The organism is Agromyces kandeliae (genome assembly GCF_009674665.1).
In the GTDB taxonomy this organism is placed as follows: Bacteria; Actinomycetota; Actinomycetes; order Actinomycetales; family Microbacteriaceae; genus Agromyces; species Agromyces kandeliae.
In genome coordinates, this window is record NZ_WKJD01000002.1 from 74,098 (window position 1) to 96,699 (window position 22,602).

Annotated in this window: 24 protein-coding genes; 15 read left to right on the forward strand and 9 right to left on the reverse strand. The window is 72.1% G+C overall.

Annotation, left to right across the window (positions count from 1 at the left end; translation table 11 throughout):
- The first annotated feature begins 13 nt into the window (after positions 1–13).
- From GJR97_RS00390 to GJR97_RS00410, 5 genes are all read left to right on the forward strand, one after another.
- Entirely contained in the window at positions 14–979 is a 966-nt protein-coding gene (locus GJR97_RS00390; protein WP_154344587.1) for a carbohydrate ABC transporter permease, read from the forward strand.
- Positions 979–1,899, forward strand: a complete 921-nt coding sequence (locus GJR97_RS00395) for a carbohydrate ABC transporter permease (RefSeq protein ID WP_154344588.1) — start codon at positions 979–981, stop codon at positions 1,897–1,899. Before GJR97_RS00390 ends, GJR97_RS00395 begins: the two co-directional genes overlap by 1 nt.
- Before the next feature lie 143 nt (positions 1,900–2,042).
- Positions 2,043–3,707 (forward strand): glycoside hydrolase family 13 protein, encoded by a 1,665-nt coding sequence (locus GJR97_RS00400; protein WP_154344589.1) that lies wholly within the window; start codon positions 2,043–2,045, stop codon positions 3,705–3,707.
- A 53-nt stretch (positions 3,708–3,760) separates the two neighbouring features.
- A complete protein-coding gene (locus GJR97_RS00405; protein WP_154344590.1) occupies positions 3,761–4,366 on the forward strand; it encodes a class I SAM-dependent methyltransferase in 606 nt (201 codons plus the stop codon).
- Positions 4,363–5,082: an NAD-dependent deacylase gene (locus tag GJR97_RS00410; RefSeq protein WP_154344591.1), complete on the forward strand. Its 720-nt coding sequence runs from the start codon at positions 4,363–4,365 to the stop codon at positions 5,080–5,082. The genes GJR97_RS00405 and GJR97_RS00410 overlap by 4 nt, the downstream gene beginning before the upstream one ends.
- Before the next feature lie 258 nt (positions 5,083–5,340).
- On the opposite strand, the gene GJR97_RS00415 is transcribed toward GJR97_RS00410, so the two are convergent.
- Positions 5,341–6,078: an EI24 domain-containing protein gene (locus GJR97_RS00415; protein ID WP_229275872.1), complete on the reverse strand. Its 738-nt coding sequence runs from the start codon at positions 6,076–6,078 to the stop codon at positions 5,341–5,343.
- A gap of 169 nt (positions 6,079–6,247) precedes the next feature.
- On the opposite strand from GJR97_RS00415, the gene GJR97_RS00420 reads away from it, so the two are divergent.
- The 4 genes from GJR97_RS00420 (at position 6,248) to GJR97_RS00435 (ending at position 8,759) form a co-directional block, all read left to right on the forward strand.
- Positions 6,248–7,189: a cytochrome b/b6 domain-containing protein gene (locus tag GJR97_RS00420; protein ID WP_154344592.1), complete on the forward strand. Its 942-nt coding sequence runs from the start codon at positions 6,248–6,250 to the stop codon at positions 7,187–7,189.
- 31 nt (positions 7,190–7,220) lie between these two features.
- The gene (locus tag GJR97_RS00425) at positions 7,221–7,631 is read left to right on the forward strand and encodes a DoxX family protein (protein ID WP_154344593.1); all 411 of its coding nucleotides are present in this window, start codon (positions 7,221–7,223) and stop codon (positions 7,629–7,631) included.
- 13 nt (positions 7,632–7,644) lie between these two features.
- Positions 7,645–7,839, forward strand: a complete 195-nt coding sequence (locus GJR97_RS00430; RefSeq protein WP_129234113.1) for a hypothetical protein — start codon at positions 7,645–7,647, stop codon at positions 7,837–7,839.
- 104 nt (positions 7,840–7,943) lie between these two features.
- Positions 7,944–8,759, forward strand: a complete 816-nt coding sequence (locus GJR97_RS00435; protein WP_324612929.1) for an alpha/beta fold hydrolase — start codon at positions 7,944–7,946, stop codon at positions 8,757–8,759.
- On the opposite strand, the gene GJR97_RS00440 is transcribed toward GJR97_RS00435, so the two are convergent.
- The 6 genes from GJR97_RS00440 to speB all read right to left on the reverse strand — a co-directional run bounded on the left by GJR97_RS00440 (position 8,756) and on the right by speB (position 13,988).
- A complete protein-coding gene (locus GJR97_RS00440) occupies positions 8,756–9,826 on the reverse strand; it encodes a PHP domain-containing protein (protein WP_154344594.1) in 1,071 nt (356 codons plus the stop codon). The genes GJR97_RS00435 and GJR97_RS00440 overlap by 4 nt on opposite strands.
- 242 nt (positions 9,827–10,068) lie before the next feature.
- Positions 10,069–10,440, reverse strand: coding sequence for a VOC family protein (locus GJR97_RS00445; protein WP_154344595.1), 372 nt, complete (start codon positions 10,438–10,440; stop codon positions 10,069–10,071).
- A 41-nt stretch (positions 10,441–10,481) separates the two neighbouring features.
- Positions 10,482–11,129, reverse strand: a complete 648-nt coding sequence (locus GJR97_RS00450) for a cyclase family protein (RefSeq protein WP_324612930.1) — start codon at positions 11,127–11,129, stop codon at positions 10,482–10,484.
- Between the two features lie 5 nt (positions 11,130–11,134).
- Complete coding sequence (locus GJR97_RS00455; protein WP_154344596.1) at positions 11,135–12,517, reverse strand: purine-cytosine permease family protein; 1,383 nt, start codon at positions 12,515–12,517, stop codon at positions 11,135–11,137.
- A gap of 26 nt (positions 12,518–12,543) precedes the next feature.
- Complete coding sequence (locus tag GJR97_RS00460) at positions 12,544–12,963, reverse strand: YybH family protein (protein WP_154344597.1); 420 nt, start codon at positions 12,961–12,963, stop codon at positions 12,544–12,546.
- 68 nt (positions 12,964–13,031) lie between these two features.
- The gene (gene speB / locus GJR97_RS00465) at positions 13,032–13,988 is read right to left on the reverse strand and encodes an agmatinase (RefSeq protein ID WP_154344598.1); all 957 of its coding nucleotides are present in this window, start codon (positions 13,986–13,988) and stop codon (positions 13,032–13,034) included.
- 115 nt (positions 13,989–14,103) lie between these two features.
- Here speB and GJR97_RS00470 point away from each other — a divergent pair, with 115 nt between their 5' ends.
- Together GJR97_RS00470 and GJR97_RS00475 are read left to right on the forward strand one after the other, a co-directional pair.
- Positions 14,104–14,688, forward strand: a complete 585-nt coding sequence (locus GJR97_RS00470; RefSeq protein ID WP_324612931.1) for a helix-turn-helix domain-containing protein — start codon at positions 14,104–14,106, stop codon at positions 14,686–14,688.
- An 89-nt stretch (positions 14,689–14,777) separates the two neighbouring features.
- Entirely contained in the window at positions 14,778–15,968 is a 1,191-nt protein-coding gene (locus GJR97_RS00475; protein ID WP_154344600.1) for an AI-2E family transporter, read from the forward strand.
- Positions 15,969–16,007: 39 nt separating this feature from the next.
- On the opposite strand, the gene GJR97_RS00480 is transcribed toward GJR97_RS00475, so the two are convergent.
- The gene (locus GJR97_RS00480) at positions 16,008–16,469 is read right to left on the reverse strand and encodes an NUDIX domain-containing protein (protein WP_154344601.1); all 462 of its coding nucleotides are present in this window, start codon (positions 16,467–16,469) and stop codon (positions 16,008–16,010) included.
- Positions 16,470–16,754: 285 nt separating this feature from the next.
- Between GJR97_RS00480 and GJR97_RS00485 the strand changes: the two genes are divergently transcribed.
- Positions 16,755–17,396 (forward strand): SDR family oxidoreductase, encoded by a 642-nt coding sequence (locus GJR97_RS00485; RefSeq protein ID WP_154344602.1) that lies wholly within the window; start codon positions 16,755–16,757, stop codon positions 17,394–17,396.
- Positions 17,397–17,469: 73 nt separating this feature from the next.
- On the opposite strand, the gene GJR97_RS00490 is transcribed toward GJR97_RS00485, so the two are convergent.
- Positions 17,470–18,492: a LacI family DNA-binding transcriptional regulator gene (locus GJR97_RS00490; protein WP_154344603.1), complete on the reverse strand. Its 1,023-nt coding sequence runs from the start codon at positions 18,490–18,492 to the stop codon at positions 17,470–17,472.
- 180 nt (positions 18,493–18,672) lie between these two features.
- On the opposite strand from GJR97_RS00490, the gene GJR97_RS00495 reads away from it, so the two are divergent.
- Genes GJR97_RS00495 through GJR97_RS00505 form a run of 3 tightly spaced genes read left to right on the forward strand, consistent with a single transcriptional unit; the run spans position 18,673 to position 22,594 of the window.
- Positions 18,673–20,703 (forward strand): beta-galactosidase, encoded by a 2,031-nt coding sequence (locus GJR97_RS00495; RefSeq protein ID WP_154344659.1) that lies wholly within the window; start codon positions 18,673–18,675, stop codon positions 20,701–20,703.
- Positions 20,700–21,650, forward strand: coding sequence for a carbohydrate ABC transporter permease (locus GJR97_RS00500; protein ID WP_229275873.1), 951 nt, complete (start codon positions 20,700–20,702; stop codon positions 21,648–21,650). Before GJR97_RS00495 ends, GJR97_RS00500 begins: the two co-directional genes overlap by 4 nt.
- On the forward strand, positions 21,647–22,594 hold the full coding sequence (locus GJR97_RS00505; protein ID WP_407643560.1) for a carbohydrate ABC transporter permease: 948 nt from the start codon (positions 21,647–21,649) through the stop codon (positions 22,592–22,594). The genes GJR97_RS00500 and GJR97_RS00505 overlap by 4 nt, the downstream gene beginning before the upstream one ends.
- The last annotated feature ends 8 nt before the right edge of the window (positions 22,595–22,602 follow it).

Here is a 22,602-nt window from a genome sequence, read left to right on the forward strand (position 1 = left end):
AGGACACCCCGACATGAGCACACCCGTCACCACGGCCGCGGCATCCGCCGGCGCGCTCGTCGACGAGGCCGAGCACGGCAAGGTCGACCACCTCGCGGGCACCCGTCACGATCGGCGCGGTCGAACGCGCGTCGACCCGATCTACTACTGGTTCCTGGTCCCCACGCTCGTGATCTTCACGCTGGCGATCACGGTGCCGGCGGTGCTCGGCATCTTCTACTCGTTCACGAACTTCATCGGGTTCGGCGACTGGGAGTTCATCGGCTTCACGAACTACGTGGCCGCGTTCTCCGACCCCGCGATCCTCGCGAGCTACGGCTTCACGTTCGGCTTCGCGATCGTGACCGTGCTGCTGGTGAACGTCATCGCGTTCCTGCTCGCCGTCGGCCTCACGGCGAAGATCAGGCTCAAGGCCGGGCTGCGCGCCGTGTTCGTGATCCCCATGGTGATCTCGGGCATCGTCATCGCCTACGTCTTCAACTTCCTCTTCTCCAACTCGGTGCCGGCGCTCGGCTCGTCGCTCGGGATCCCGTGGCTGTCCGAGTCGATCCTCGCCAACCCCGACCTCGCGTGGCTCTCGATCGTCATCGTCACCGCCTGGCAGACGATCCCGGCGACCCTGCTCATCTACATCGCGGGACTGCTCTCGATCCCCGGCGAGGTGTACGAGGCCGCCGACATCGACGGGGCGGGTGCGATGCGACGGCTGTGGTCGGTCACCCTTCCGCTCGTCTCCGGGTACGTCGTGATCAACATGATCCTGGGGTTCAAGAACTACCTCAACGTGTACGACGTCATCATCGGCCTCACCAACGGCGGTCCGGGAACCTCCACCCGCAGCATCGCGATGACGATCTTCACCGGCTTCACGGGCGGCGACTACGCCTACCAGATGGCGAACGCGACGATGTTCTTCATCATCGCCGTCGCGATCTCGGTGCTCCAACTCCGAATCACCCGCGGAAAGGCGGCGATCTGATGACCCAGACAGCAGCGAAGCGGACCGCCGCTTCCGTCCGCCAGGCCACCGCCCGCAACGGCGCGCCGACCCCCGCGCGTCGGCGCGGGAAGGTCGGACAGGAGAAGACGAGCTGGACGACCATGGTCATCCTGTTCCTCTGTGCCATCACCGTGATCCTGCCGCTCTACGTGACCATCTCGATGTCGCTGAAGTCGACCTCGCAGGCCGTCGACGGCAACGCCTTCTCACTGCCGGCGCCGATCGACTTCTCGGGGTTCGCCCAGGCGTGGGAGCTCACGAACTTCCCGGTCGCCTTCACGATCTCCCTGCTCGTGACCGCGGGCACGGTGGTGGGCACGGTCATCCTCGCGTCGCTCGCCTCGTACGCGATCGTGCGCAACTGGGACCGCCGGTTCTTCCGCTGGTCGTTCTTCTACCTGCTCGCGGCGATGTTCCTGCCGTTCCCGGTCGTCGCACTCCCGCAGATCCAGCTCACCGGCCTCACGGGGCTCGCGAACCCGGCCGGCGTCACGATCCTGCACATCATGTTCCAGCTCTCCTTCAGCATCCTGCTGTTCACGGCGTTCCTGCGCTCGATCCCGCTCGAACTCGAGGAGAGCGCCCGCATCGACGGCGCGACCACCTGGCAGACCTTCCGGCAGCTGATCTTCCCGCTGCTCGCGCCGATGAGCGCCACCGTGGCGATCTTCGCCTTCCTGGCGTCGTGGAACGACTTCATGATGCCGTCGCTGATCATCGCCGACTCCGCGCAGCAGACACTGCCGGTCGTGCAGTCGATCTTCCAGACGCAGTTCAGCAACAACTACAACGTGTCGTTCGCGTCGTACCTGATGGCCATGGCGCCCGCGATCGTCGTCTACCTGTTCACGCAGCGATGGGTCATGGAGGGCGTCACCCAGGGCGCCGTGAAGGGCTGACCGCACGCGGTCGACCCGGGCCGCGGGCGTGGGCGCGAGCCCCGCCCGCTGCCCACGCGTGCGCCCGACGCCGCCATCACCGGCTCCACGACCTCGACCACCTCCACCCTCCATCCTCACTCCGGAAAGGACCTCCGCACCTCATGAGCGACGTGCTCGCACGCCCCGACCTCCACCCGCTCCGCGACGACGCCGACTGGTGGCGCCAGGCCGCGGTCTACCAGATCTACCCGCGCAGCTTCGCGGACTCCGACGGCGACGGGATCGGCGACCTCAGGGGCATCCGCGCCCGCGTGCCGTACCTGCAGGGCCTCGGCATCGACGCCGTCTGGATGAGCCCGTTCTACCCGTCGGCGCTCGCCGACGGAGGGTACGACGTCGACGACTACCGCGACGTCGACCCCAGGCTCGGCACGCTCGCCGACTTCGACGACCTCGTCGCGGCGCTGCACGAGGCCGGCATCCGGGTGATCATCGACATCGTGCCGAACCACACGTCCGACCGGCACGAGTGGTTCCGCGAGGCCCTCGCCTCGCCGCGAGGCTCGGCCGCCCGAGCCCGCTACGTCTTCCGAGACGGGCTGGGGCCCGACGGATCACTGCCGCCGGCCGACTGGACGAGCGCGTTCGGCGGGCCCGCGTGGGAGGCCGTCGGCGACGGCCAGTGGTACCTGCACTACTTCGCAACCGAGCAGCCCGACCTCAACTGGGACAACCGGGAGGTGCGCGACGACTTCCTGCGCACACTGCGGTTCTGGTCGGATCGCGGCGTCGACGGGTTCCGCATCGACGTCGCGCACGGCCTCGCGAAGCGACTCGACGACGACCTGCCCGACCAGGCCACGCTCGATTCGCTGCCGCGCGACGGCGCCCACCCGCTGTGGGACCGCGACGAGGTGCACGAGATCTACGCCGAATGGCGTCGCGTGTTCGACGAGTACACGCCGCCGCGCACCGGGGTCGCGGAGGCGTGGGTCGAGTCGCACCGCCGGCCGCGGTACGCGAGCGTCGACGGGCTCGGGCAGGCGTTCAACTTCGACCTGCTCGAGGCGTCGTTCGACGCCGCCGAGTTCCGCCGCATCGTCGACGCCAACCTCGCGCTCGCAGCGGCATCGGGCTCGTCCACGACGTGGGTGCTCTCGAACCACGACGTGGTCCGGCATGCGACGCGCTACGGGCTCCCCGAGCCGTCGGCGCCCGGTGAGAAGCACGGCGCGGCGTGGCTGCTCTCGGGCGGGGCGACGCCTCCGCTCGACCGCGAGCGCGGCCTCCGCCGCGCCCGTGCGGCGACGCTCCTCGTGCTCGGCCTGCCCGGCTCCGCCTACCTGTACCAGGGCGAAGAGCTCGGGCTCCCCGAGGTGGCGGAGATCCCCGCGGCGGAGCGGCAGGATCCCGCGTACTTCCGCAATCCGGGTGTCGACATCGGCCGCGACGGATGCCGCGTGCCGCTGCCGTGGACGGCGGAGGGCGACTCCTTCGGCTTCGGCCCCGACGGTGCGCACCTGCCGCAGCCGGACTGGTTCGGCGAGTACGCGGCCGACGGGCAGGTCGACGACCCGACGTCGACCCTGTCGATGTACCGGCGCGCACTCGCGCTCCGCCACGACCTCCAGGGGGCGGAGGAGCTCGAGTGGGTGCCGACCCCCGACCCGGACGTCGTGCACTTCCGCCGACCCGACGGCTGGGAGGTCGTGGCCAACTTCGGGACCGAGCCGGCGCCGCTGCCCGAGGGATCGGTGCTCGTCGCGAGCGGCGACCTCGTCGGCGACCGGCTGCCCGGCGAGACGACGGCCTGGCTGCGCCGCTGAGCGCCGGGCCCGCCGCTTGACGATCGGGGCGCCGCGTGGTCGCATGACCTGTGATGGATGCCGCGCGGCCCCCGCTCATCACCGACGACGACCTCGACGACCTCGAGCGCGAGGCCATCGGGCGCGTGCGCGGCCGCGTCCTCGAGATCGGTGCGGGCGAGGGCGAGAACTTCGGGGCGTTCGACACCCAGGTCGACTGGGTCGGCCTCGAACCCGATGCCGAGCGCCGCGTCGAGCTCGCGCAGCGGGCACGCGCCTGGCAGCACCGCGGCGAGCCGCTCGACGCCGTCGCCGAGCACATCCCACTGCCGGACGCATCGGTCGACGCGGTCGTCGGCACCTACGTGCTGTGCTCGGTGACCGACCAGGCGCGCGCGCTCGCCGAGGTGCGGCGCGTGCTGCGTCCCGGTGGCACGGTCGTGTTCGTCGACCACGTCGTCGCACCGCCGGGCACGCTGAAGCGCGGCATCCAGCGTGCGGTCACGCCGTTCTCGCGACGGTTCTGCCACGGATGCCACTGGGATCGCGACACCGGCGGTGCACTCGCCGCCGCGGGGTTCGAGGTCGACGAGGCTCGCCTCGTGCGGGTGCCCTCGTTCCCGTTCGGACCGACCCGCGTGCTCGTGTTCCGCGGACGCGCCCCGGGGGCGACCGGATGACACCCGGACTCGCCGGCGCTCCGCGCATCGTCGTGCTGACCGGCGCCGGGATCTCCGCCGAGAGCGGCGTGCCGACGTTCCGCGACGCGGGCGGACTCTGGGAGGGGCACCGCGTCGAGGACGTCGCGACCCCCGAGGCCTTCGAGCTCGACCCGGACACCGTGCAGCGCTTCTACGACGCCAGGCGCCACGCCGTGGCATCCGTCGCCCCGAACCCCGCGCACGCGGGGCTCGCCGCGCTCGAGCGCGAGCTCGGCGACGACCTGCTCGTCGTGACGCAGAACATCGACGACCTGCACGAGCGCGCCGGATCCGCTCGCGTGCTCCACATGCACGGCGAGCTCGGCCGGGTGCGCTGCGTCGCCTGCGAGGCGCGGAGCGATGCGCCGGGCGACCTGCTGCCGGGGCCGCCGTGCCCGGCATGCGGCGAGCGGATGCTCCGCCCCGACGTCGTCTGGTTCGGCGAGATGCCCTACGGTCTCGACGAGATCGACGTCGCGCTCGCCGCATGCGACGCGTTCGTCGCCATCGGCACGTCGGGCGCGGTGCATCCGGCGGCGGGATTCGTGCTCACCGCGTCGGCGTTCGGCGCGACGACGCTCGAGCTGAACCTCGCGGAGAGCGAGATCACGCCGTTCTTCGCCGAGTCGCGGCTCGGGCCCGCGAGCGTGCTGGTTCCCGAATGGGTCGGGGAGGTGCTCCGCGACGGGCACTGAGGCGAACGACGACGGATGCCGCGGTGCGTGGGCAGCCGCCGCGACATCCGCCGCCGGGTCCTCCATCCCCGGCCGAGCGGTCGTGTCCCCCTCCGAGCGTTCGGCCGGATCCCGGCGGGGCCTCGCGCCGCGCCGTTGCCGCGAGCGACGTGACGCGACGCGAGGGTGACCCGCCATCACCTACTTCCGGCGGAGGCGGCGGAACGGATGCACCTGCAGGGAGAAATCCCGTGCACCGTCACCGTGCCGGCTCGTCCGTCACCGTGCCGGCTCGTCCGTCGCCGACCGCGCGAGCAGGGTCGCGCCCGCGACCGCGGCCGGCATCGTCGCCACCGCGCCGAACGGAACGAGGAAGCAGAGCTGCGTCGCGACGCCGAAGCCGAGGAACCGCCAGCGGTTGGCGCGGAGGAGTTCGCGTCGCTGCTCGAGCGGGATGCCGCGCGCGTCGAGCGCGCGAGCGGTGAGCTCGCGGGCCAGCAGTCGACCGGTGAGCACGGCTCCGAGGACGGCGGCCGCGAGGGCGCCGATCACGGGCAGGATGCCGACCAGTCCGACGAGGATCGCCGAGAGCAGGCCCTGCAGGACGAGCACGAGCGACCCGCGCACCCCGCTCCAGAACCCCGGGCCCTCGCCGGGCGGCAGCCCGCCGGCGTCGGTCTCGACGGCCGCCCAGATGCGCTCGTAGAACGGGTCGCCGACGATGAGCGTGAGCGCGGTGAACGTCACGAACGCGAGCACCGCCGCCCCCGCGAACACCACGACCGCGACGACCGTGCGGAACGCCGTGCGCCAGAATTCCGCCCACACGTCGGCGAACGGCGTGGCGAGGTCGACGAGCCCCGGCAGGCCGATGCCGAGGGCGACGAGCCCCCAGACGAGCGCCGCGAACACGATCGCCGCGGGGACGAGTCCGAGGAGCATCGCCCCCGGGTCGCGCCGCCAGAAGCCGAAGCCGCGGAGCAGCATCCGGGCGCCGTCGACGAGATCCTGCAGCATCGGGCCAGCATAGGTCGGGCGGACCGGTGCGACGCGGTGTTGCGCCGGCGTCACGCGCTCCCAGCCGACGGCGATATCGTCGGAGGCATCCGTTTCACGCCCGACGCGCGACCGCGCCGCCCGGCAGCCGGCCGCCGCCGGCATCCGTTGGAGAAGGACCCGACGCCCCATGACCACGACCCCCACGACGTCCGCCCGCGCCGCCGAGTGGTGGAGGGCGCAGCGCACGCGCGTGCTGTGGGGGACCCTGATCGCGGTCGTCGCCTTCGTCGTCATCGTCGTGGTCGCCCGCCTCCTCCGCGGCATCCCCGCCGTCGAGGCGTTCATCGACACGTACCCGGGCGTCGTCCCGCCGCCCGAGGGCACCCCGGTGGGCATCCCGTGGTGGCTCGGATGGCAGCACTTCCTCAACGCGTTCTTCCTCGTGCTGCTCGTGAAGACCGGGCTCGAGCTGCGCGGCAGGCGCCGGCCGCCCGGGTTCTGGACGCGCGACAACACGCGCTGGCCGCGCACGAGGCGGGCGCCCCGCCGGCTCGGCATCTGGCTCTGGTTCCACCTCTGGCTCGACGCGCTCTGGGTGCTCGTCGGCATCACGTACGTCGTGCTGCTGTTCGCGACCGGCCAGTGGCTCCGGATCGTGCCGACCGACTGGGCCGTGGTCCCCAACGCGGTCTCGGCCGCCCTGCAGTACGCGTCGCTCGAGTGGCCGACCGAGGACTCGTGGATCGTCTACAACGCCCTCCAGCAGCTCGCCTACTTCTCGGTCGTCTTCATCGCGGCCCCGCTCGCCCTCGTCACCGGACTGAGGCTGTCGTCGATCTGGCCCGCCGAGGGCCGGTGGGCGTCGGCGAGGACCGAGCGGATGGCGCGTGCCGTGCACTACCCGGTGATGCTCTTCTTCCTCGCCTTCACCTTCGTGCACGTCGTGCTCGTGCTCTCGACCGGGGCGCTGCGGAAGCTGAACCAGATGTACGCGGCGCGCGACGCCGACGACTGGATCGGCTTCGCGATCTTCGCGCTGTCGGTCGTGGTGATGGTCGTCGCCTGGGTCGTCGCGACGCCGCCGCTGCTGAAGCGCATCGCGGCGAAGTCGGGGCGCGTGCAGGGCTGACGTCGTCGCACCCGCTCCGTAGGCTCGAGCCATGACCCGGTCTGCTCCCGTGCCCCCCTCCACGCCCGCGCGGACCGCCGGGCGGTGGACCCTCGCGGCGTTCCTCGTCTTCGCCGGCGTCAGCCACCTGTTGTGGGCGCGGCGCGAGTTCCGGGCCCAGGTCCCGCCGTGGGTGCCCATGGACGCCGATGCGGTCGTCGTCGGCTCGGGCGTCGTCGAGGTCGGACTCGGCGCCGCGCTCGTCGCGCTCCCGAGGGAGCGGTCGCGCATCGGATGGATCGTCGCCGCGTTCTTCGCCGCGGTGTTCCCCGGCAACATCGCGCAGTGGCGCGAACGGCGCGACGCGTTCGGGCTCACGACCGATCGCGCGCGGTTCGTCCGGCTGTGGTTCCAGCCGCTGCTCATCGCGCTCGCGCTCTGGTCGACCCGGGCGCGAGGCTGACTAGGCTCGAAGGATGAGCCGCACCGTCTGGACCGTCCTCGGCGTCATCGCCGCCGTCGTGATCGCGTGGATCCTCGTCGACGTCGTCTTCAGCGTCCTGTGGTTCGTCGTGAAGCTCGCGATCGTCGCGGTCGTCGCCGTCGTGGTCTTCTTCTGGCTCAGGTGGCTCGTGACGCGTCGAGACGACCGCAAGGCGGTCGAGCGATAGCGGCCGTCGGCGCGACCGGTGCCGCTCCGGTCGACGTGCCGTCTCCGCACGGCGGCGTCGTGCGCGCGTTCGACACCGGAGCGACACGCCCGGGGGCGCCGGTCGTGGTCTGGCATGCGGGGTCGCCGCACACCGGCGAGCCGCTCGAGCCGCTCGCCCGGGCGGCACGGGCCCGCGGCATCCGGCTCATCACGTTCGCACGCCCGGGCTACGGAGGCTCGACGTCGCGACCCGCCCGGGACGTGGCATCCGTCGCAGATGACGTCGCCGCGATCGCCGACGCGCTCGACGTCGATCGCTTCGCCGTCGTCGGGTACTCGGGTGGAGGGCCGCACGCGCTCGCGTGCGCCGCGCTCCTGCCCGATCGCGTGACGGCGGCCGCGGTGCTGGCGAGCCCGGCGCCGTACGGGGGCGACGACGACTGGTTCGCCGGCATGCACGGGCCCGGCGCGCTGCGTGCTGCGGCCGCCTCGCGCGACGAGCGGATGCGGTTCGCCGAGACCGACGAATTCGACCCGGCGCAGTTCATCGACAGCGACTTCGCCGCGCTCGGCGGGGAATGGGGCGCGGTCGGCCGCGACGCCGGGCGCGCCGAGTCGGCGGGCCCGGGCGGACTGGTCGACGACGACGTGGCGTTCACGCGCGCGTGGGGCTTCGACCTCGCCGGGGTGCGCGTGCCCGTGCTGCTCGTGCAGGGCGAGCTCGACCGCGTGATCCCGCGGGCGCACGCCGTGCGCCTCGTCGCCGGCCTGCCGGACGCCCGGCTGTGGATGCGCCTCGACGACGGGCACGTCGCGGTGCTCGAGGTGGTGCCCGAGGTGCTGGACTGGCTGGTGGAGCGCTGGGGCTCGAATCCCGGGCCGCGCTCGTCGCCGGCCGAGCCGGGCGATGCCTCGGACGCCGACGCCACCGACGACTAGGGGGCGATCCGCTTCTTCGATCCCGCCCAGTCGACGAGGCGCTCGGCGTCCCAGGTCGTGACGATCCGTTCCGGCGGGATGCCGGCCGCCTCGGCGCGAGCGGCCCCGAGCGCGAGGAACCCGAAGTGGCCGGGCGCGTGCCCGTCGGTGTCGATCGAGAACCGGCAGCCGGCCCCGATCGCGATCGCGATGAGGTCGTCGGGCGGGTCCTGTCGCTCGGGCCGGGAGTTGATCTCGACCGCGACGTCGTGCTCGGCGCATGCGGCGAACACGGCCTCGGCGTCGAACTCCGACTGCGGGCGGGTCCCGCGCGAGCCCTGCACGAGCCGGCCCGTGCAGTGCCCGAGCACGTTCATGCGCGGGTCGCGGATGGCACGGAGCATCCGCTTCGTCATCGCGTCGCGCGGCGCGCGCAGCTTCGAGTGCACGCTCGCGACCACCACGTCGAGGCGGTCGAGGAGGTCGGGACGCTGGTCGAGGACGCCGTCCTCGAGGATGTCGACCTCGATACCCGTGAGGATCCGCACGCCGAGGTCGCCGCGATCGCGCGCGTCATGCGCGTCGTCGCGGTCGGGCTCAGGGAGACCCGCATTCAGCGCCCCGACGATCTCGAGCTGCGACTCGAGGCGTTCCGGGGAGAGGCCGTTCGCGACGCGCAGCGTCGGGGAGTGATCCGTGAGCGCGAAGTAGTCGAGGCCGGCGGATGCCGCGGCGCGCGCCATGGCCGCGATGCTCGTCGTGCCGTCCGACCAGTCCGAGTGCGCGTGCAGGTCGCCGCGGAGGAGCGCCCGCAGGCCCGTCCTCGCCTCGACGCCCGCCTTCTCGCGGAGGTCGGCGAGGTACCCGGGCACCTTCCCGTCGAGCGCCTCGACGATCACGCCGAGGCTCGAGTCGCCGATGCCGGGCGTCCGCTTCAACCTGCCGTCGGCGGCACGGGCGCGGAGCTCGTCGTCGGGCAGGGGGCCGATCACGCCCGCCGCGCGGCGGAACGCCTTGGCCTTGAACGGCGAGGCGAGCTGCACCTCGAGCAGTGACGCGATCTCCTCCAACGCCTGTACCGGGTCCATCGCTCCAGTCTGCCGCGTACGTGGCGCGACGTCGCGGCCCTCCCGCCGACGTTCGGGAGGACATTCCCGGCGACACGCCGTGCGCCGGGGTGGTCTCGGCGGCGCGGCGGTCGGAACTTCCTCCCGAACGCGCCGCCGAGCGGGCGCTCGGGCGCTCGCGCGAGCGAACGAGCGGACGCGCGGGCGCTCGGGCGCTCGCGCGCCCGCGCGAGGTGCGGACCGCGGAGGAGCGCCGCCCCCCGTCAGCGGTGCTGGTCGACGAGCACGGGGTTGCCGTCGGGATCGACCACGATGAAGCTCCCGGGCCCCGAACCGCCCTCGTCGACCTCCGACACGAACTCGACACCGGCATCGCGGAGGGACCGCTGCAGTTCGCGCACGTCGGTGAACGGGTCGACCTCGGCCGCAGCCTGGTCCCAGCCCGGGTTGAAGGTCAGCAGGTTGCGTTCGAACATGCCCTGGAACAGTCCGATCACGTGCGAGCCGTTCCGGAGCATGAGCCAGCCCTGGTCGGGATCGCCGCCGAACGCCTCGAACCTGAGTCGCTCGTAGAACTCCCTCGAGGCGGCGAGGTCGCTGACGGCGAGGCTGACGGAGAACGCACCGAGGTCCATCGCCCCAGTCTGCTCGCGTTCGCGCTGCCGCGGTACCTTCGTCAGCCGTCGAAGGCGACCGCGCGCACGGGCGCGCCGTCGACGCCGAGCCGCAGCGGGAAGAACCCGACGCGCACCCGGTGCGGCAGGCCCTCGACGCCGGCGACGTTCTCGACGATCAGGTGGTCGGCCCCGAGGAGCACGTCGTGCACGGGGAAGGACGTCGTGCCCGCGGCATCCGTCGGGTCGGGGCTGAGCGTGTCGACCGCGAGCACGTGCACGCCCCGCGCGACGAGCTCGGCCGCGGCGGCCGGGTCGAGCGACGGATGCCGCAGCGCGCGCTCCTCGCCGAACCAGCGCCACCAGCCCGTGTCGACGACGACGATCGGCGGCAGCGCGTCGGGCAGCACGCCTTCCGGGAGCGCTGCCGCGAGCTCGTCGAGCCCGTACGTCGCGTGGTCGGCGAGGCCCTCGAGGTGGAACACGAGGGCCTCGCCGACGAGTTCGTCGAGCGCGACCTCGGCCATGGTCCGGCCGCCGCCGACGGTGTGCGCCGGCGCGTCGACGTGCGTCCCCGTGTGCGACCCGAGCTCGAGGGCGGTGACGGCGGCGCCGTCGCGGTCGAGCTCGAGCGCGGGGGAGAGGTGCACCGACGGGTCGCCGGGGTAGACCGTCATGCCGTCGGCGATCGGGTGGCTGAGGTCGCGCACGGCGGTCAGGCGTCCGTCGTGACGGTCTCGCGCGAGAGGTGCTCGCTCGGCTGCGCTCCGTGCGCGGACCGCTCCCGCAGCGAGAGGAGCAGGTACAGGACGAACGTCAGCGCGAAGCCGGGGATCGTCGCGCCGATCGGCGTCGGCCAGATCCACGTCCAGAGGTACACCGCGACCGCGCCGACGACCCAGGCGAGGACGGCGAGCCAGTTCACGCCCCCTCGGTACCAGTAGCGCCCGCCGCGGGCGTTCAGGATCTCGCGGGTGTACGAGCCGCGCTTGACGAGGTAGTAGTCGACGATCATGATCGCGAACACGGGGGCGAACAGCGCGCCGATCGTCACGAGGAACGTCGTGAACTGCTCCAGCAGTCCGAAGAAGGTCGAGCCGACGATCGAGACCAGGCCGAGGATGAGGGCCGTGGGCAGGAACTTCACCTTCGCGCCGGGCACGGCGTTCACGACCGACGTGACCATGCCGTAGACGACCATCGTGTTCGTCGCCATGACCGAGGTGAAGATCACGACCGCGAGCGGCCAGCCGAAGGGCTCGACGATCGTCACCGGGTCGAAGGGGATCGCCTCGCCCCCCGAGAGCACGACGTACGAGATCGCGGTCGCGCCGAGCGACATCGCGATGATGGTCGAGAGGCTGTAGCCGACGCCCGAGCCGATGATGCCGGCGCGGCTGGTCTTCGCGAAGCGGTTGAAGTCGGCCGAGAGCACCGTCCACGAGATCGCGGTCGCGATGACCACGTCGAGCACGAGGATCGGGGTGTAGCCGATCGACTCGTCGACGGGGATCGCCTGGAACTCGGCGGGCGTGAACGTCGTGAACGCGGCGATGAAGATGAACGCCATGATGGCGAGCATGATGCCCGCGAGCCACGGCTCGATGCGCGCGATGCCCTCGTGGCCGAAGATGGCGAGGATCACGACGATCGTCTGGCAGACGACCGCCCAGATGACGGGGTTGGAGAATCCGGTCACCGATGCCACGAGGAAGTCGAGCGCGATGCCCGCGAGCATCGCCTGCACCCAGCTCCAGCCCATGAGGATCACGACGTTCGCGGAGACGGGCAGCAGGCTGCCGCGCGTGCCGAACGGGCCGCGCGTGAGCGCCATGGTCGGCAGGCCCGTGCGGGTGCCGATGTTGCCGACCGTCACGAGCACGACCGCGCCGGCGAGCGTGCCGACGATGATCAGCAGGATGGCGAGGCCGTAGTCGATGCCGGGCACGAACAGGGTGCCGGTGAGCAGGGTGGTCACGACGAGGTTCGCCGCGAGCCAGATCATGCCGATGCGCAGCAGCGAGAGGCTGCCGCGCACGGGGCCGGCGTCGTCGGAATTGCGTTCGAGGCGCTGCTCGAGGCGGGTGTGGAGCGACATCACTGGTTCTCCTCGGGTGGGTGGGGTCAGGCGGCGGGGTCGCCGTCGGGCATGGGGGAGAGGTGCTCGTGCACGGCGATGAGGCCGCTGGCGGGATCGGTGCGGAACGCGATGGTCTCGCGCTCCCGATACGACTCGCGGCCGTCGGGCGTCTCGACGGTCGTCGCGACCGAGTGCGAGAGGATCGCGCCGCCCGGGAAGGCCTGGACGGCCCGGTCGGTCGAATCGCACGAGACGACGCGCCATCCGCCGCCGACCCACTCGTCCCAGAGCCGTTCGTAGGCGGCCCGGTCGTCGAGCCGCGCGGGCTCGGTGTGGAACACGAAGGTCGCATCCGGTGCGAACGTCGCGAAGTAGCGGTCGCGGTCGGTTGCGGCGAAGGCGTCGACGATGGCGGATGCCGCGGCCTCGACCTCCTCGGTGGTTGGGGTGTGGACGTCGGTCATCCTGGGGCTCCTTCGCCGTGCGGGGACGTGGTGGGTGGTGGTGGGTGGTGCGGTGCCGGCTCGGCCGGTCAGTCGCGGGGCGCCATGGCGCTGATGAGCTCGTACGCGACGTGGCTCGCCGCGACGGCCGTGAGCTGGGCGTGGTCGTAGGCCGGCGCGACCTCGACGACGTCGGCGCCGACGATGTTCCGGTCGGCGAGGGCGCGCAGCATCCGCAGCAGTTCGCGGCTGGTGAGGCCGCCGGCCTCCGGCGTCCCGGTGCCGGGCGCGTGCGCGGGGTCGAGCACGTCGATGTCGATCGAGATGTAGAGCGGGGCGTCGCCGATGCGGGCGCGCATGCGCTCGATCGCACTCGCGACGCCGTGCTCCTCGAGGTGCTCGCTCGTGACGATCGAGAAGCCGAGGCGTGCGTCGTCCTCGAGGTCGCCCTTGGCGTAGAGCGGGCCGCGGATGCCGACGTGCATGCTCGCGGTGAGGTCGATGAGGCCCTCCTCGCTCGCTCGGCGGAACGGCGTGCCGTGCGTGGTGGGCGCGCCGAAGTACGTGTCCCAGGTGTCGAGGTGCGCGTCGAAGTGCAGCACCGCGACGGGGCCGTGCTGGGCGTGGATCGCGCGCAGCAGCGGGAGGGCGATCGTGTGATCGCCGCCGATCGCGACGAGCTTCGTCGCGCGCTCCTGGAGCTGGCGCGCGCCGGCTTCGACCTGGCGGACGGCCTCGGCGATGTCGAACGGGTTCACGGCGAGGTCGCCCGCGTCGGCGACCTGCTGCGCACCGAACGGGAACACGTCCTGTGCCGGGTTGTACGGGCGGAGCAGGCGCGATGCCTCGCGGACGTGCGCGGGGCCGAAGCGGGCGCCCGGGCGGTAGCTCACGCCCGAGTCGAACGGGATCCCGACGACCGCGACATCCGCTCGTTCGACCTCGTCGAGTCGGGGCAGCCGGGCGAACGTGGCGATGCCGGCGAAGCGGGGGACGACGCTGGCGTCGACCGGGCCGATCGGCGCGGATTCGGTGGGGTGTTGCATAATAGACAACTTCCGGTACTGTTGAGGAAACTTGCGGGACACGCTACGCCGACCGGCCCACTCGCGTCAAGGGCGACGGATGCCGCGCTCGCGCCACGAGACGAGAGGAGCCGACGTGCGCCCCCTCCACCCCTCCGCCGACGTCGGCGGCACGCCCATCGGCGCGAAGCTCCGCAGTACGCGCATCGCGCAGGGCCTCACGCTCGCGCAGGTCGCCGAGGCGACGGGCCTCAGCAAGGGCTTCCTCAGCCGACTCGAGCGCGACGAGACCTCGCCGAGCGTCGCCACCCTCGTGCAGCTCTGCCAGGTGCTCTCGCTCCCGGTCGGCGCGCTCTTCGCCGAGCCCGAGATCCAGCACGTCCGCCGCGGGGATGCGCCCCGCATCAACCTCGGCGGCGTGCACGTCGAGGAGCACCTCATGTCGCCGCGCGGCGAGGAGCGCGTGCAGCTGCTCCGATCGTCCCTCGAACCCGGCGCCCACGGCGGCACCGACCTCTACACCGTCAACTGCGACGTCGAGGTCATGCACGTGATCTCCGGAACCGTCACCGTCCGCTTCGCCGACCGCACCGTGCGGCTCGAATCCGGCGACGCGCTCACCTTCCCCGGGCGGGAGCCGCACACGTGGACCGCGGACGACGACGCGCCGGCCGAGGTGGCCTGGGTCCTCGTGCCGGCGCCGTGGAGCGGCTCCGCCTGACGTACGACGGATGCCGCGGCATCCGTCGGCTCTCGGACGCACCGGGTCAAGGCCTGTGCCCCCGCGCGTGCCGCGCCTAGGGTCGAGCCATGGTCCTCCGACGCCGACCCGCACGCGATCCCGACCCCGGTCCGCCCACGGACCCCGAACGGGCGCGCGGCGGCGCGGGCGGGCCGATCTGGAACGACCGGCTCGGCCGGTGGTCGATCCGCAGCCTCCAGGTGCTCATCGTCATCGCGCTCGGGGCGCTCGCGGTCTGGGCGCTCACCCGGGTCACCCTCATCGTGATCCCCGTCCTCATCGCGCTCATCCTCGCGGCGGCGGCGAGCCCGCTGATCGCGTGGCTCCGCCGCGGGATGCCGCCCATCCTCGCCGCGTGGACGGCGCTCCTCGGCGGCATCCTCGTGCTCGGCGGGATCGTCACGGCCATCGTGTTCGCCGTGCGCTCGCAGTGGGACGACCTCGCGGACTCGGCGGTCGCGGGCTTCGAGGACCTCGTCGACTGGGTCCAGACCCTGCCCATCCCGGTCGACCAGGCGCAGCTCGACGAGTGGCGCGACGGCATCCTCGACTTCGTCACGAGCGCGGAGTTCGGCCAGAGCGCATTGACCGGCGTGTCGCAGGCGACGGAGTTCGTCACCGGCCTCGTGCTGATGCTCGTCGTGCTGTTCTTCTTCCTCAAGGACGGCGATCGGATCTGGGCGTTCTTCATGCGGCCGTTCACGGGCGAGCGCCTCGAGCGCGGACGCCGCGTCGGCGAGACGTCGGTCAAGGTCCTGGGCGGCTACATCCGCGGCACCGCCATCGTCGCCTTCGTCGATGCGGTCGCGATCGGGATCGGGCTCGCGATCCTGCAGGTGCCGCTCGCGCTGCCGCTCGCGGTCATCGTGTTCCTCACGGCGTTCATCCCGCTCGTCGGGGCGACGGTCGCCGGCATCCTCGCCGCCCTCGTCGCACTCGTGGCGAACGGCCCGATCGTCGCCCTCATCGTCGTCGCGATCGTGATCGCCGTGAACCAGCTCGAGGGCGACCTGCTCCAGCCCGTGGTCATGGCCCAGTCGCTCAAGCTGCACCCGCTCGTCGTCCTCATCGCCCTCACCGCGGGCACGATCCTCGGCGGCATCGCCGGGGCCGTGCTCGCCGTGCCGCTCACGGCGGTCGGCTGGGCGATCGTGAAGGTGTGGGATGCGCCCGATCCATCCCTCGACGAGCGCAAGCACCTGCACCTCCGGCGCCGGAGGCCGGCCGCCGGCGAGTCGAGCCCGGCGCCGACGGCGTGAGCCGCGGCATCCGCGCGGTGCGCCGTCCGGACGGCCGCGCTACGCCTCGCCCTCGAGCCGATCGAGCGCCGCGACCTGCCCCTTGACCAGGAGCGCGCGCGCCTCGTCGACCGGGACCCAGCGGGCGTCGTCGATCTCGGGGAACGTCTCGGTCCGTCCCGATCGCAGCGGCCACTCCAGCTCGAAGGTGCCGGGGCGGAGCTCGTCGAGCTCGAAGCCCGGCGCCTCGCCCGCGAAGACGTGCAGCACCTTCTTGGCCGACGCCCGGACGGTGCCGAGGTCGACGTAGTCGACGTCGGGCGCGGGCACTCCGACCTCCTCGGCGAACTCGCGGAACGCCGCGTCCCGCGGGTCCTCGCCGGGGTCGATGATGCCCTTGGGCATCGACCAGGCGCGCTCGTGCCGACCGGCCCAGAACGGCCCGCCCATGTGCGCGATGAAGACCTCGAGTCCGGGCGTGCGGCGGTGGAGCAGCACCCCGGCGCTCCGCAGCGTCGTCATCGGCGCGTCGGCGCCCCGGGGACGGCGTCGTGGGGCGTCACTGCTTCGGTGCGCGCGCGAACACCCACAGGCAGGCCGCGAGGCCGACCCCGCCGACCGCCATGATCCCGAAGATGGCCCCCCAGAGCACCGTTTCGACCGACATGCGCACCTCCGTGTGTCCGTTCCCTCATTCTGGCCCGCGGACGGACGTGCGCGCCAGCATCCGCCCGACCGGGATCCGACGGTGGTCCGCCGAGGGATCCCTCGGTAGCGTTGAGGTGTCGAACGGCGAGGAGGCTGGTCATGGCGAAGGTGCTGGTCATCGGTGGTCACGGACGGGTCGCGTTGCAGCTCGCACGGATCCTCGCGGACCGCGGCGACGAGGTCGACTCGGTCATCCGCAATCCCGAGCACGCCGAGGAGGTCGGCGCGACCGGAGCGAACCCGGTCGTGGCGGACGTCGAGTCCCTCGACGTCGCGGGGCTCGCCGAGCTGATCGCAGGGCACGACGCGGTCGTCTGGTCGGCGGGCGCAGGCGGCGGCGACCCGGCGCGCACGCGCGCGGTCGACCACGACGCGGCGGTCCGCTCGATGGACGCCGCGGCGCAGGCGGGCGTCAGCCGATACGTGATGGTGTCGTACTTCGGGTCGCGCGTCGACCACCGGGTGCCAGCCGACAGCGCGTTCCGCCACTACGCCGACGCGAAGGCCGATGCCGACGAGCACCTCCGCGCGTCGGGGCTCGACTACACCATCCTCGGGCCGTCCACGCTCGCCGACGGACCCGGCACGGGGAGCATCGACGCGACCGCCGAACAGAGCTCCGACGTGGATCGGGCCGACGTCGCGGCGACCGTCGCCGCGACGCTCGTCGAACCGGCGACGGTCGGCCGCACCATCCGGTTCAACCGCGGAGCGACGCCGATCGCCGACGCGCTGCGCTGACGCGCTGCGCTGACGCGCTGCGCTGACGCGCTCGTGCGTCGCTCGCGCACGCGCGGGTTCCGGATGCGCGGGCTCAGGCGGAGCCGCGCCAGACGATGTCGCAGTCGAGTCGCACCTCGGTCGCCGGCTCGTCGCCGCGGAGGCGCGCGAGCACGAGGCGGGCCGCCTCGGCGCCGAGTCCGGCGGCGGGCTGACGCACCGTCGAGAGCGCGGGCGTCGTGCGCTGCGCCCAGGCGCTGTCGTCGAACCCGACCACGCCGATGTCGTCGGGCACGCTGCGCCCCGACTCCTTGATCGCCTCGATCGCGCCCGCTGCGACCGCGTCGGATGCCGCGAAGACGCCGTCGAGGTCGGGGGCGCGATCGAGCAGCCGCCGCATGCCGTCGCGACCGGCGGAGTACGAGTAGAGCGGCACGGGTTCGACGAGGGCTTCGTCGAACGCGTCGCCGAGCGCCTCCCGGAAGCCCGAGAGCCGGTCGGCGCCGGAGTCGCGGTCGAGCGCCGCGGCGATCATCCCGATGCGGCGGCGCCCCGTCTCCATCAGCCTGCGGGTGATGGACGCGGCGGCGCCGACGTTGTCGATGACGACGAACGAGGCGGAGCCCGCGGCTCCCGGCGGGTGGCCGACGTACGCGGCGGGGAGTCGGAGTCGGTCGACCACTCGGGTGACCGGATCGTCGGCGCGCGCCGAGACGATGATCACGCCGTCGACGAGCCCGCCGGAGAGGTATCGCGCGACCCGATCCGTGTCGCGCTCGGTGTCGACGATCAGCACGGCCATCTGGTGGTCGGCCTCCGACAGCCGGGTGTTGGCGCCGAGCAGGATCTCGCCGATGTTCGGGTCCTCGACGAACAGGGAGTGGGGCTCGTGGACGATGAAGCCGACGGCCTGGGTGCGCTGCATGACGAGGTTGCGCGCCGCCGTGTTCGGCACGTACCCGACCTTCGCGATCGCCGCCTCGATCGCCTCGCGCGCGGCCGCGGAGACGTAGCGCTCGCCGTTGACGTACCGGCTCACGGTGCCGCGCGAGACGCCTGCCTCGAGGGCGACGTCGTGCACGGTGGCCCGCTTGGAGCGCGTCGGCTTCGTCGTCATGCGACTCACTGTAGCGCTGAGGGGTGTTGACATCGGGGAGGCGGCGAGCCACTCTGTGTACGTTCACAGAAATCGCCTCGATGACTCGCTCGGCCAGATCTGTGCACGTTCACAGAATCAACGACGATCACCGGGAGCACCGTGGACCACCCCGCGACGACGCTGGCGCCGATCCCGCCGCTGCAGGCCGAGCCTGCACCCGCCGCCGCCCGCCCCCGCTTCCAGCACCAGGGCATCGCGTTCGGATGCGACTACAACCCCGAGCAGTGGGAACCGGCCGTCTGGCGCGAGGACGTCGCGCTGATGCGCGATGCGGGGGTCGACCTCGTCGCGATCAACGTCTTCGGCTGGGCCGCCCTCCAGGGCCCCGACGGTGCCTTGGACTTCGCCGCGCTCGACGAGGTGATCGAGCTGCTCCACGCCGCAGGCATCCGGGTCAACCTCGGCACCGGCACCTCGTCGCCGCCGCCGTGGCTCACCGCGCGCCACCCCGAGATCCTCCCCGTCGTGGAGGACGGCACCACCCGGTACCCCGGCGGGCGACAGGCATGGTGCCCGAGCTCCCCGGTCTTCCGCCGGTACGCGCTCGCGCTCGTCGAGGCGGTCGCCGAGCGCTACGGCGAGCACCCGGCCGTCGAGCTCTGGCACGTGTCCAACGAGCTCGGATGCCACAACGCCCTGTGCCACTGCGACGAGAGCACTCTGGCGTTCCGGCGCTGGCTGCGCGCTCGATACGGCACCATCGACGAGCTCAACCGGGCGTGGGGCACGAGCTTCTGGAGCCAGCGCTACACCGACTGGGACGAGATCCTCACGCCGAGGCTCACGATCTCCAGCCGCAACCCCGGGCAGGTGCTCGACTTCCACCGATTCGGCTCCGACGAACTGCTGGACCACTACCGCGCCGAGGCCGACGCGATCCGCCGGCACAGCGCCCTGCCGATCACGACGAACTTCATGGTCACCGCGCACATCCGCGACCTCGACTACTGGTCGTGGGCGCCCGAGATGGACGTGATCGCGAACGACCACTACCTCGACCACCGCCTGAGCGAGCCCCGGGGCGAACTCGCCTTCGCGGCCGACCTCACCCGCGGCCTCGCGGGCGGCGAGCCGTGGCTGCTCATGGAGCACTCGACGGGCTCGGTCAACTGGCAGCCCGTGAACCTCGCGAAGGAGCCGGGCCAACTGCTCCGCAACTCGCTGTCGCACGTCGCACGCGGCGCCGACGCGGTGTGCTTCTTCCAGTGGCGCGCCTCGCTGCAGGGCTCCGAGAAGTTCCACTCGGCGCTCGTCCCGCACGCCGGCACCGACACCGACCTGTGGCGCGAGGTCGTCGAGCTCGGGCGGATCGTCGGCGCACTCGACGAGGTGGCCGGCACGCGCGTGCACGCCGACGTGGCGCTGCTGTTCTCGTGGGAGTCCTGGTGGGCCTCCGACGCCGAGAACCGCCCCACGCACGCCATCGAGTACCTCGACCAGGTGCACGCCCTCCACGGAGCGCTCCACGACCTCGGCGTCACCGTCGACGTCGTCCGCCCGGGCGCCGACCTCGCGGGCTACCGGCTCGTCGTGGCCCCGGGCCTCTACCTCGTCTCCGATGCGGATGCCGCAGCGCTCGACGAGGCCGTGGCATCCGGCACCCACGCCCTCGTGACCTTCTACAGCGGCATCGTCGACGAGCACGACCGCGTGCGCCCCGGCGGCTACCCCGGCGCGTGGCGCGACCTGCTCGGCGTGCGCGTCGAGGAGTTCGCGCCGGTGCTGCCCGGCACGCCGATCGCCCTCGAGTCCGGCGCCGCCGCGACGCTGTGGGCCGAGCGGCTCGAGGCGACGGATGCCGCGGTGCTCGACCGGTTCGCCGACGGGCCCGCCGCCGGTCGACCCGCCGTGACCCGCCGTGCGGGCGCCGACGGCGCCGGCGACGCGTGGTACGTCGGGACGATGCTCGGGCGCGACGACCTGCGATCCCTCGTCGGGCGAGCGCTCGAGGGCGCGGGGGTGGCACCCGTGCCCGGCGCATCCGCCGAGGTCGAGGTGACCCGCCGATCCGCCGACGGACGGGCGTACCTGTTCGTCGTCAACCACGGAGCCGACGACGCCGACGTCGACGTTCACGGCACCGAGCTCGTGACCGGATCCGTCGTCGACGGGCGCCTCTCGGTGCCCGGCGGCACGGTCCGCGTGATCAGAGAGGAGGGAGCGGCATGACCGCACCCATGACCACCCCGACCGGCGTGCGCACCGCAGCGCGCGGCGGTGCCGGGACGACCCGGACGGCCAGGCGCCGCCGGGTGCAGCATCCCTGGGCGATCGTCGCGTTCGTCGCGCCGTTCGCGGCGATGTTCGCGCTGTTCTACCTCGTGCCGATCGGCGTGGCGATCTGGCAGTCGATGCTCGTCGTCGAGCGCGAGGGCACCTACGGCGCCGCGACGGAGGTCTTCGGAGGCTTCCAGCAGTACGCGCTCGTGTTCCAGAACGAGGCGTTCTGGTCCTCGGTCGGCCGGGTCCTGCTCTTCGGCGTCGTCCAGGTGCCGGTCATGCTCGGGCTCGCGCTGCTGTTCGCGCTCCTGCTCGACTCTCCGCTGGTCCGCGGCAAGAAGTTCTTCCGGCTCGCCTTCTTCGCCCCGTACGCGGTGCCGGGCGTCATCGCGGCGATCATGTGGGGCTTCCTCTACTCGCCGAACCTCTCGCCGTTCGAGGCGCTCACGAGCCGCGTCGACCTGCTCTCCGCCGACTTCGTCCTCTGGGCCATCGCGAACGTCGTGACGTGGGTGTTCGTCGGCTACAACATGCTGATCATCTACTCGACCCTGCTGGCCATCCCGCAGGAGGTCTACGAGGCCGCCCGCATCGACGGCGCGGGCCAGGCCCGCATCGCCTGGTCGATCAAGATCCCGCTCGTGCGCCCGGCGCTCGTGCTCACCGCGGTGCTGTCGATCATCGGCACGCTCCAGCTGCTCGCCGAGCCGCAGACCTTCCGGTCGTTCAGCTCGGCCGTCACGAGCACCTACACGCCGAACATGACGATCTACGCGACGAGCGCGGTTCCGAACGTGTCGCTCGCCGCGGCGTTCTCGGTCGTGCTCGCACTGGCGACGTTCATCCTCTCGTTCGCATTCCTGCGATTCGCCCGACGGAAGGGGGTGGACGCATGAGCACCGCCATCGAACCCGAGGCCACCTCGGCCTCGCCCGCGGTGAACCCCCGCGGAATCGGGCGGCGCGGCGACGCCCACCCCGGTGCCACCCGCGGACGCGGTCCCCGCGAGAGCCTGTTCTCGCGCACGGGCGCCATGATCGTGATGGCCGTCTTCACGTTCTACTTCCTGGTGCCAATCTGGTGGCTGCTCGTGGCCTCGACGAAGGACCGCGGTCAGCTCTTCAGCACCAACCCCCTCTGGTTCGCCGACTTCCAGCTGTTCGAGAACATCGGCGCGCTGTTCGACTACCGGAACGGCGTCTACCTGCGGTGGATCCTCAACAGCCTGCTCTACGCCGGGCTCGGAGCGGTCGTCGCGACGGTGCTCGCGGCCATGTGCGGGTACGCCCTCGCGAAGTACCGCTTCCCGGGTCGCGAGACGATCTTCAACGTGGTGCTCGGCGGCGTGCTCGTGCCGGCCACCGCGCTCGCACTGCCGCTGTTCCTGCTGTTCAGCCGCGTGCAGCTCACCGACACGTTCTGGGCGGTGTTCCTGCCGAGCGTCGTGAGCCCGTTCGGCGTCTACCTCTCGCGGGTGTTCGCCGAGGCATCCGTGCCCGACGAACTGCTCGAGGCGAGCCGGCTGGATGGCGCTGGGGAGCTCCGCACGTTCTTCACCGTGTCGATCCGGCTCATGTTCCCCGCGCTCGTGACCGTGTTCCTGTTCCAGTTCGTCACCATCTGGAACAACTTCTTCCTGCCGCTCATCATGCTGCGCAGCGAGGAGCTGTTCCCGGTCACCTACGGCCTCTACGCGTGGAACTCGACCATCAACCAGTTCCCCGAGCTGCGCACGTACGTGCTCGTCGGCTCGCTGCTCTCGATCATCCCGTTGATCATCACGTTCCTGCTGCTTCAGCGCTACTGGCGCACGGGCCTCGGCTCCGGCTCCCTGAAGTAGGCACCCCG

Coding starts and splice junctions, on each gene's coding strand:
- GJR97_RS00415 (WP_229275872.1), bottom strand. CDS start 6,078: ATGCTGCAGGATCTCGTCGACGGCGCCCGGATGCTGCTCCGCGGCTTC.
- GJR97_RS00505 (WP_407643560.1), top strand. CDS start 21,647: ATGAGCACCGCCATCGAACCCGAGGCCACCTCGGCCTCGCCCGCGGTG.
- GJR97_RS00430 (WP_129234113.1), top strand. CDS start 7,645: ATGAGCCGCACCGTCTGGACCGTCCTCGGCGTCATCGCCGCCGTCGTG.
- GJR97_RS00485 (WP_154344602.1), top strand. CDS start 16,755: ATGGCGAAGGTGCTGGTCATCGGTGGTCACGGACGGGTCGCGTTGCAG.
- GJR97_RS00440 (WP_154344594.1), bottom strand. CDS start 9,826: ATGGACCCGGTACAGGCGTTGGAGGAGATCGCGTCACTGCTCGAGGTG.
- GJR97_RS00390 (WP_154344587.1), top strand. CDS start 14: ATGAGCACACCCGTCACCACGGCCGCGGCATCCGCCGGCGCGCTCGTC.
- GJR97_RS00475 (WP_154344600.1), top strand. CDS start 14,778: ATGGTCCTCCGACGCCGACCCGCACGCGATCCCGACCCCGGTCCGCCC.
- GJR97_RS00460 (WP_154344597.1), bottom strand. CDS start 12,963: ATGACCGACGTCCACACCCCAACCACCGAGGAGGTCGAGGCCGCGGCA.
- GJR97_RS00480 (WP_154344601.1), bottom strand. CDS start 16,469: ATGACGACGCTGCGGAGCGCCGGGGTGCTGCTCCACCGCCGCACGCCC.
- GJR97_RS00400 (WP_154344589.1), top strand. CDS start 2,043: ATGAGCGACGTGCTCGCACGCCCCGACCTCCACCCGCTCCGCGACGAC.
- GJR97_RS00395 (WP_154344588.1), top strand. CDS start 979: ATGACCCAGACAGCAGCGAAGCGGACCGCCGCTTCCGTCCGCCAGGCC.
- GJR97_RS00455 (WP_154344596.1), bottom strand. CDS start 12,517: ATGTCGCTCCACACCCGCCTCGAGCAGCGCCTCGAACGCAATTCCGAC.
- speB (WP_154344598.1), bottom strand. CDS start 13,988: ATGCAACACCCCACCGAATCCGCGCCGATCGGCCCGGTCGACGCCAGC.
- GJR97_RS00490 (WP_154344603.1), bottom strand. CDS start 18,492: ATGACGACGAAGCCGACGCGCTCCAAGCGGGCCACCGTGCACGACGTC.
- GJR97_RS00445 (WP_154344595.1), bottom strand. CDS start 10,440: ATGGACCTCGGTGCGTTCTCCGTCAGCCTCGCCGTCAGCGACCTCGCC.
- GJR97_RS00500 (WP_229275873.1), top strand. CDS start 20,700: ATGACCGCACCCATGACCACCCCGACCGGCGTGCGCACCGCAGCGCGC.
- GJR97_RS00405 (WP_154344590.1), top strand. CDS start 3,761: ATGGATGCCGCGCGGCCCCCGCTCATCACCGACGACGACCTCGACGAC.
- GJR97_RS00425 (WP_154344593.1), top strand. CDS start 7,221: ATGACCCGGTCTGCTCCCGTGCCCCCCTCCACGCCCGCGCGGACCGCC.
- GJR97_RS00410 (WP_154344591.1), top strand. CDS start 4,363: ATGACACCCGGACTCGCCGGCGCTCCGCGCATCGTCGTGCTGACCGGC.
- GJR97_RS00420 (WP_154344592.1), top strand. CDS start 6,248: ATGACCACGACCCCCACGACGTCCGCCCGCGCCGCCGAGTGGTGGAGG.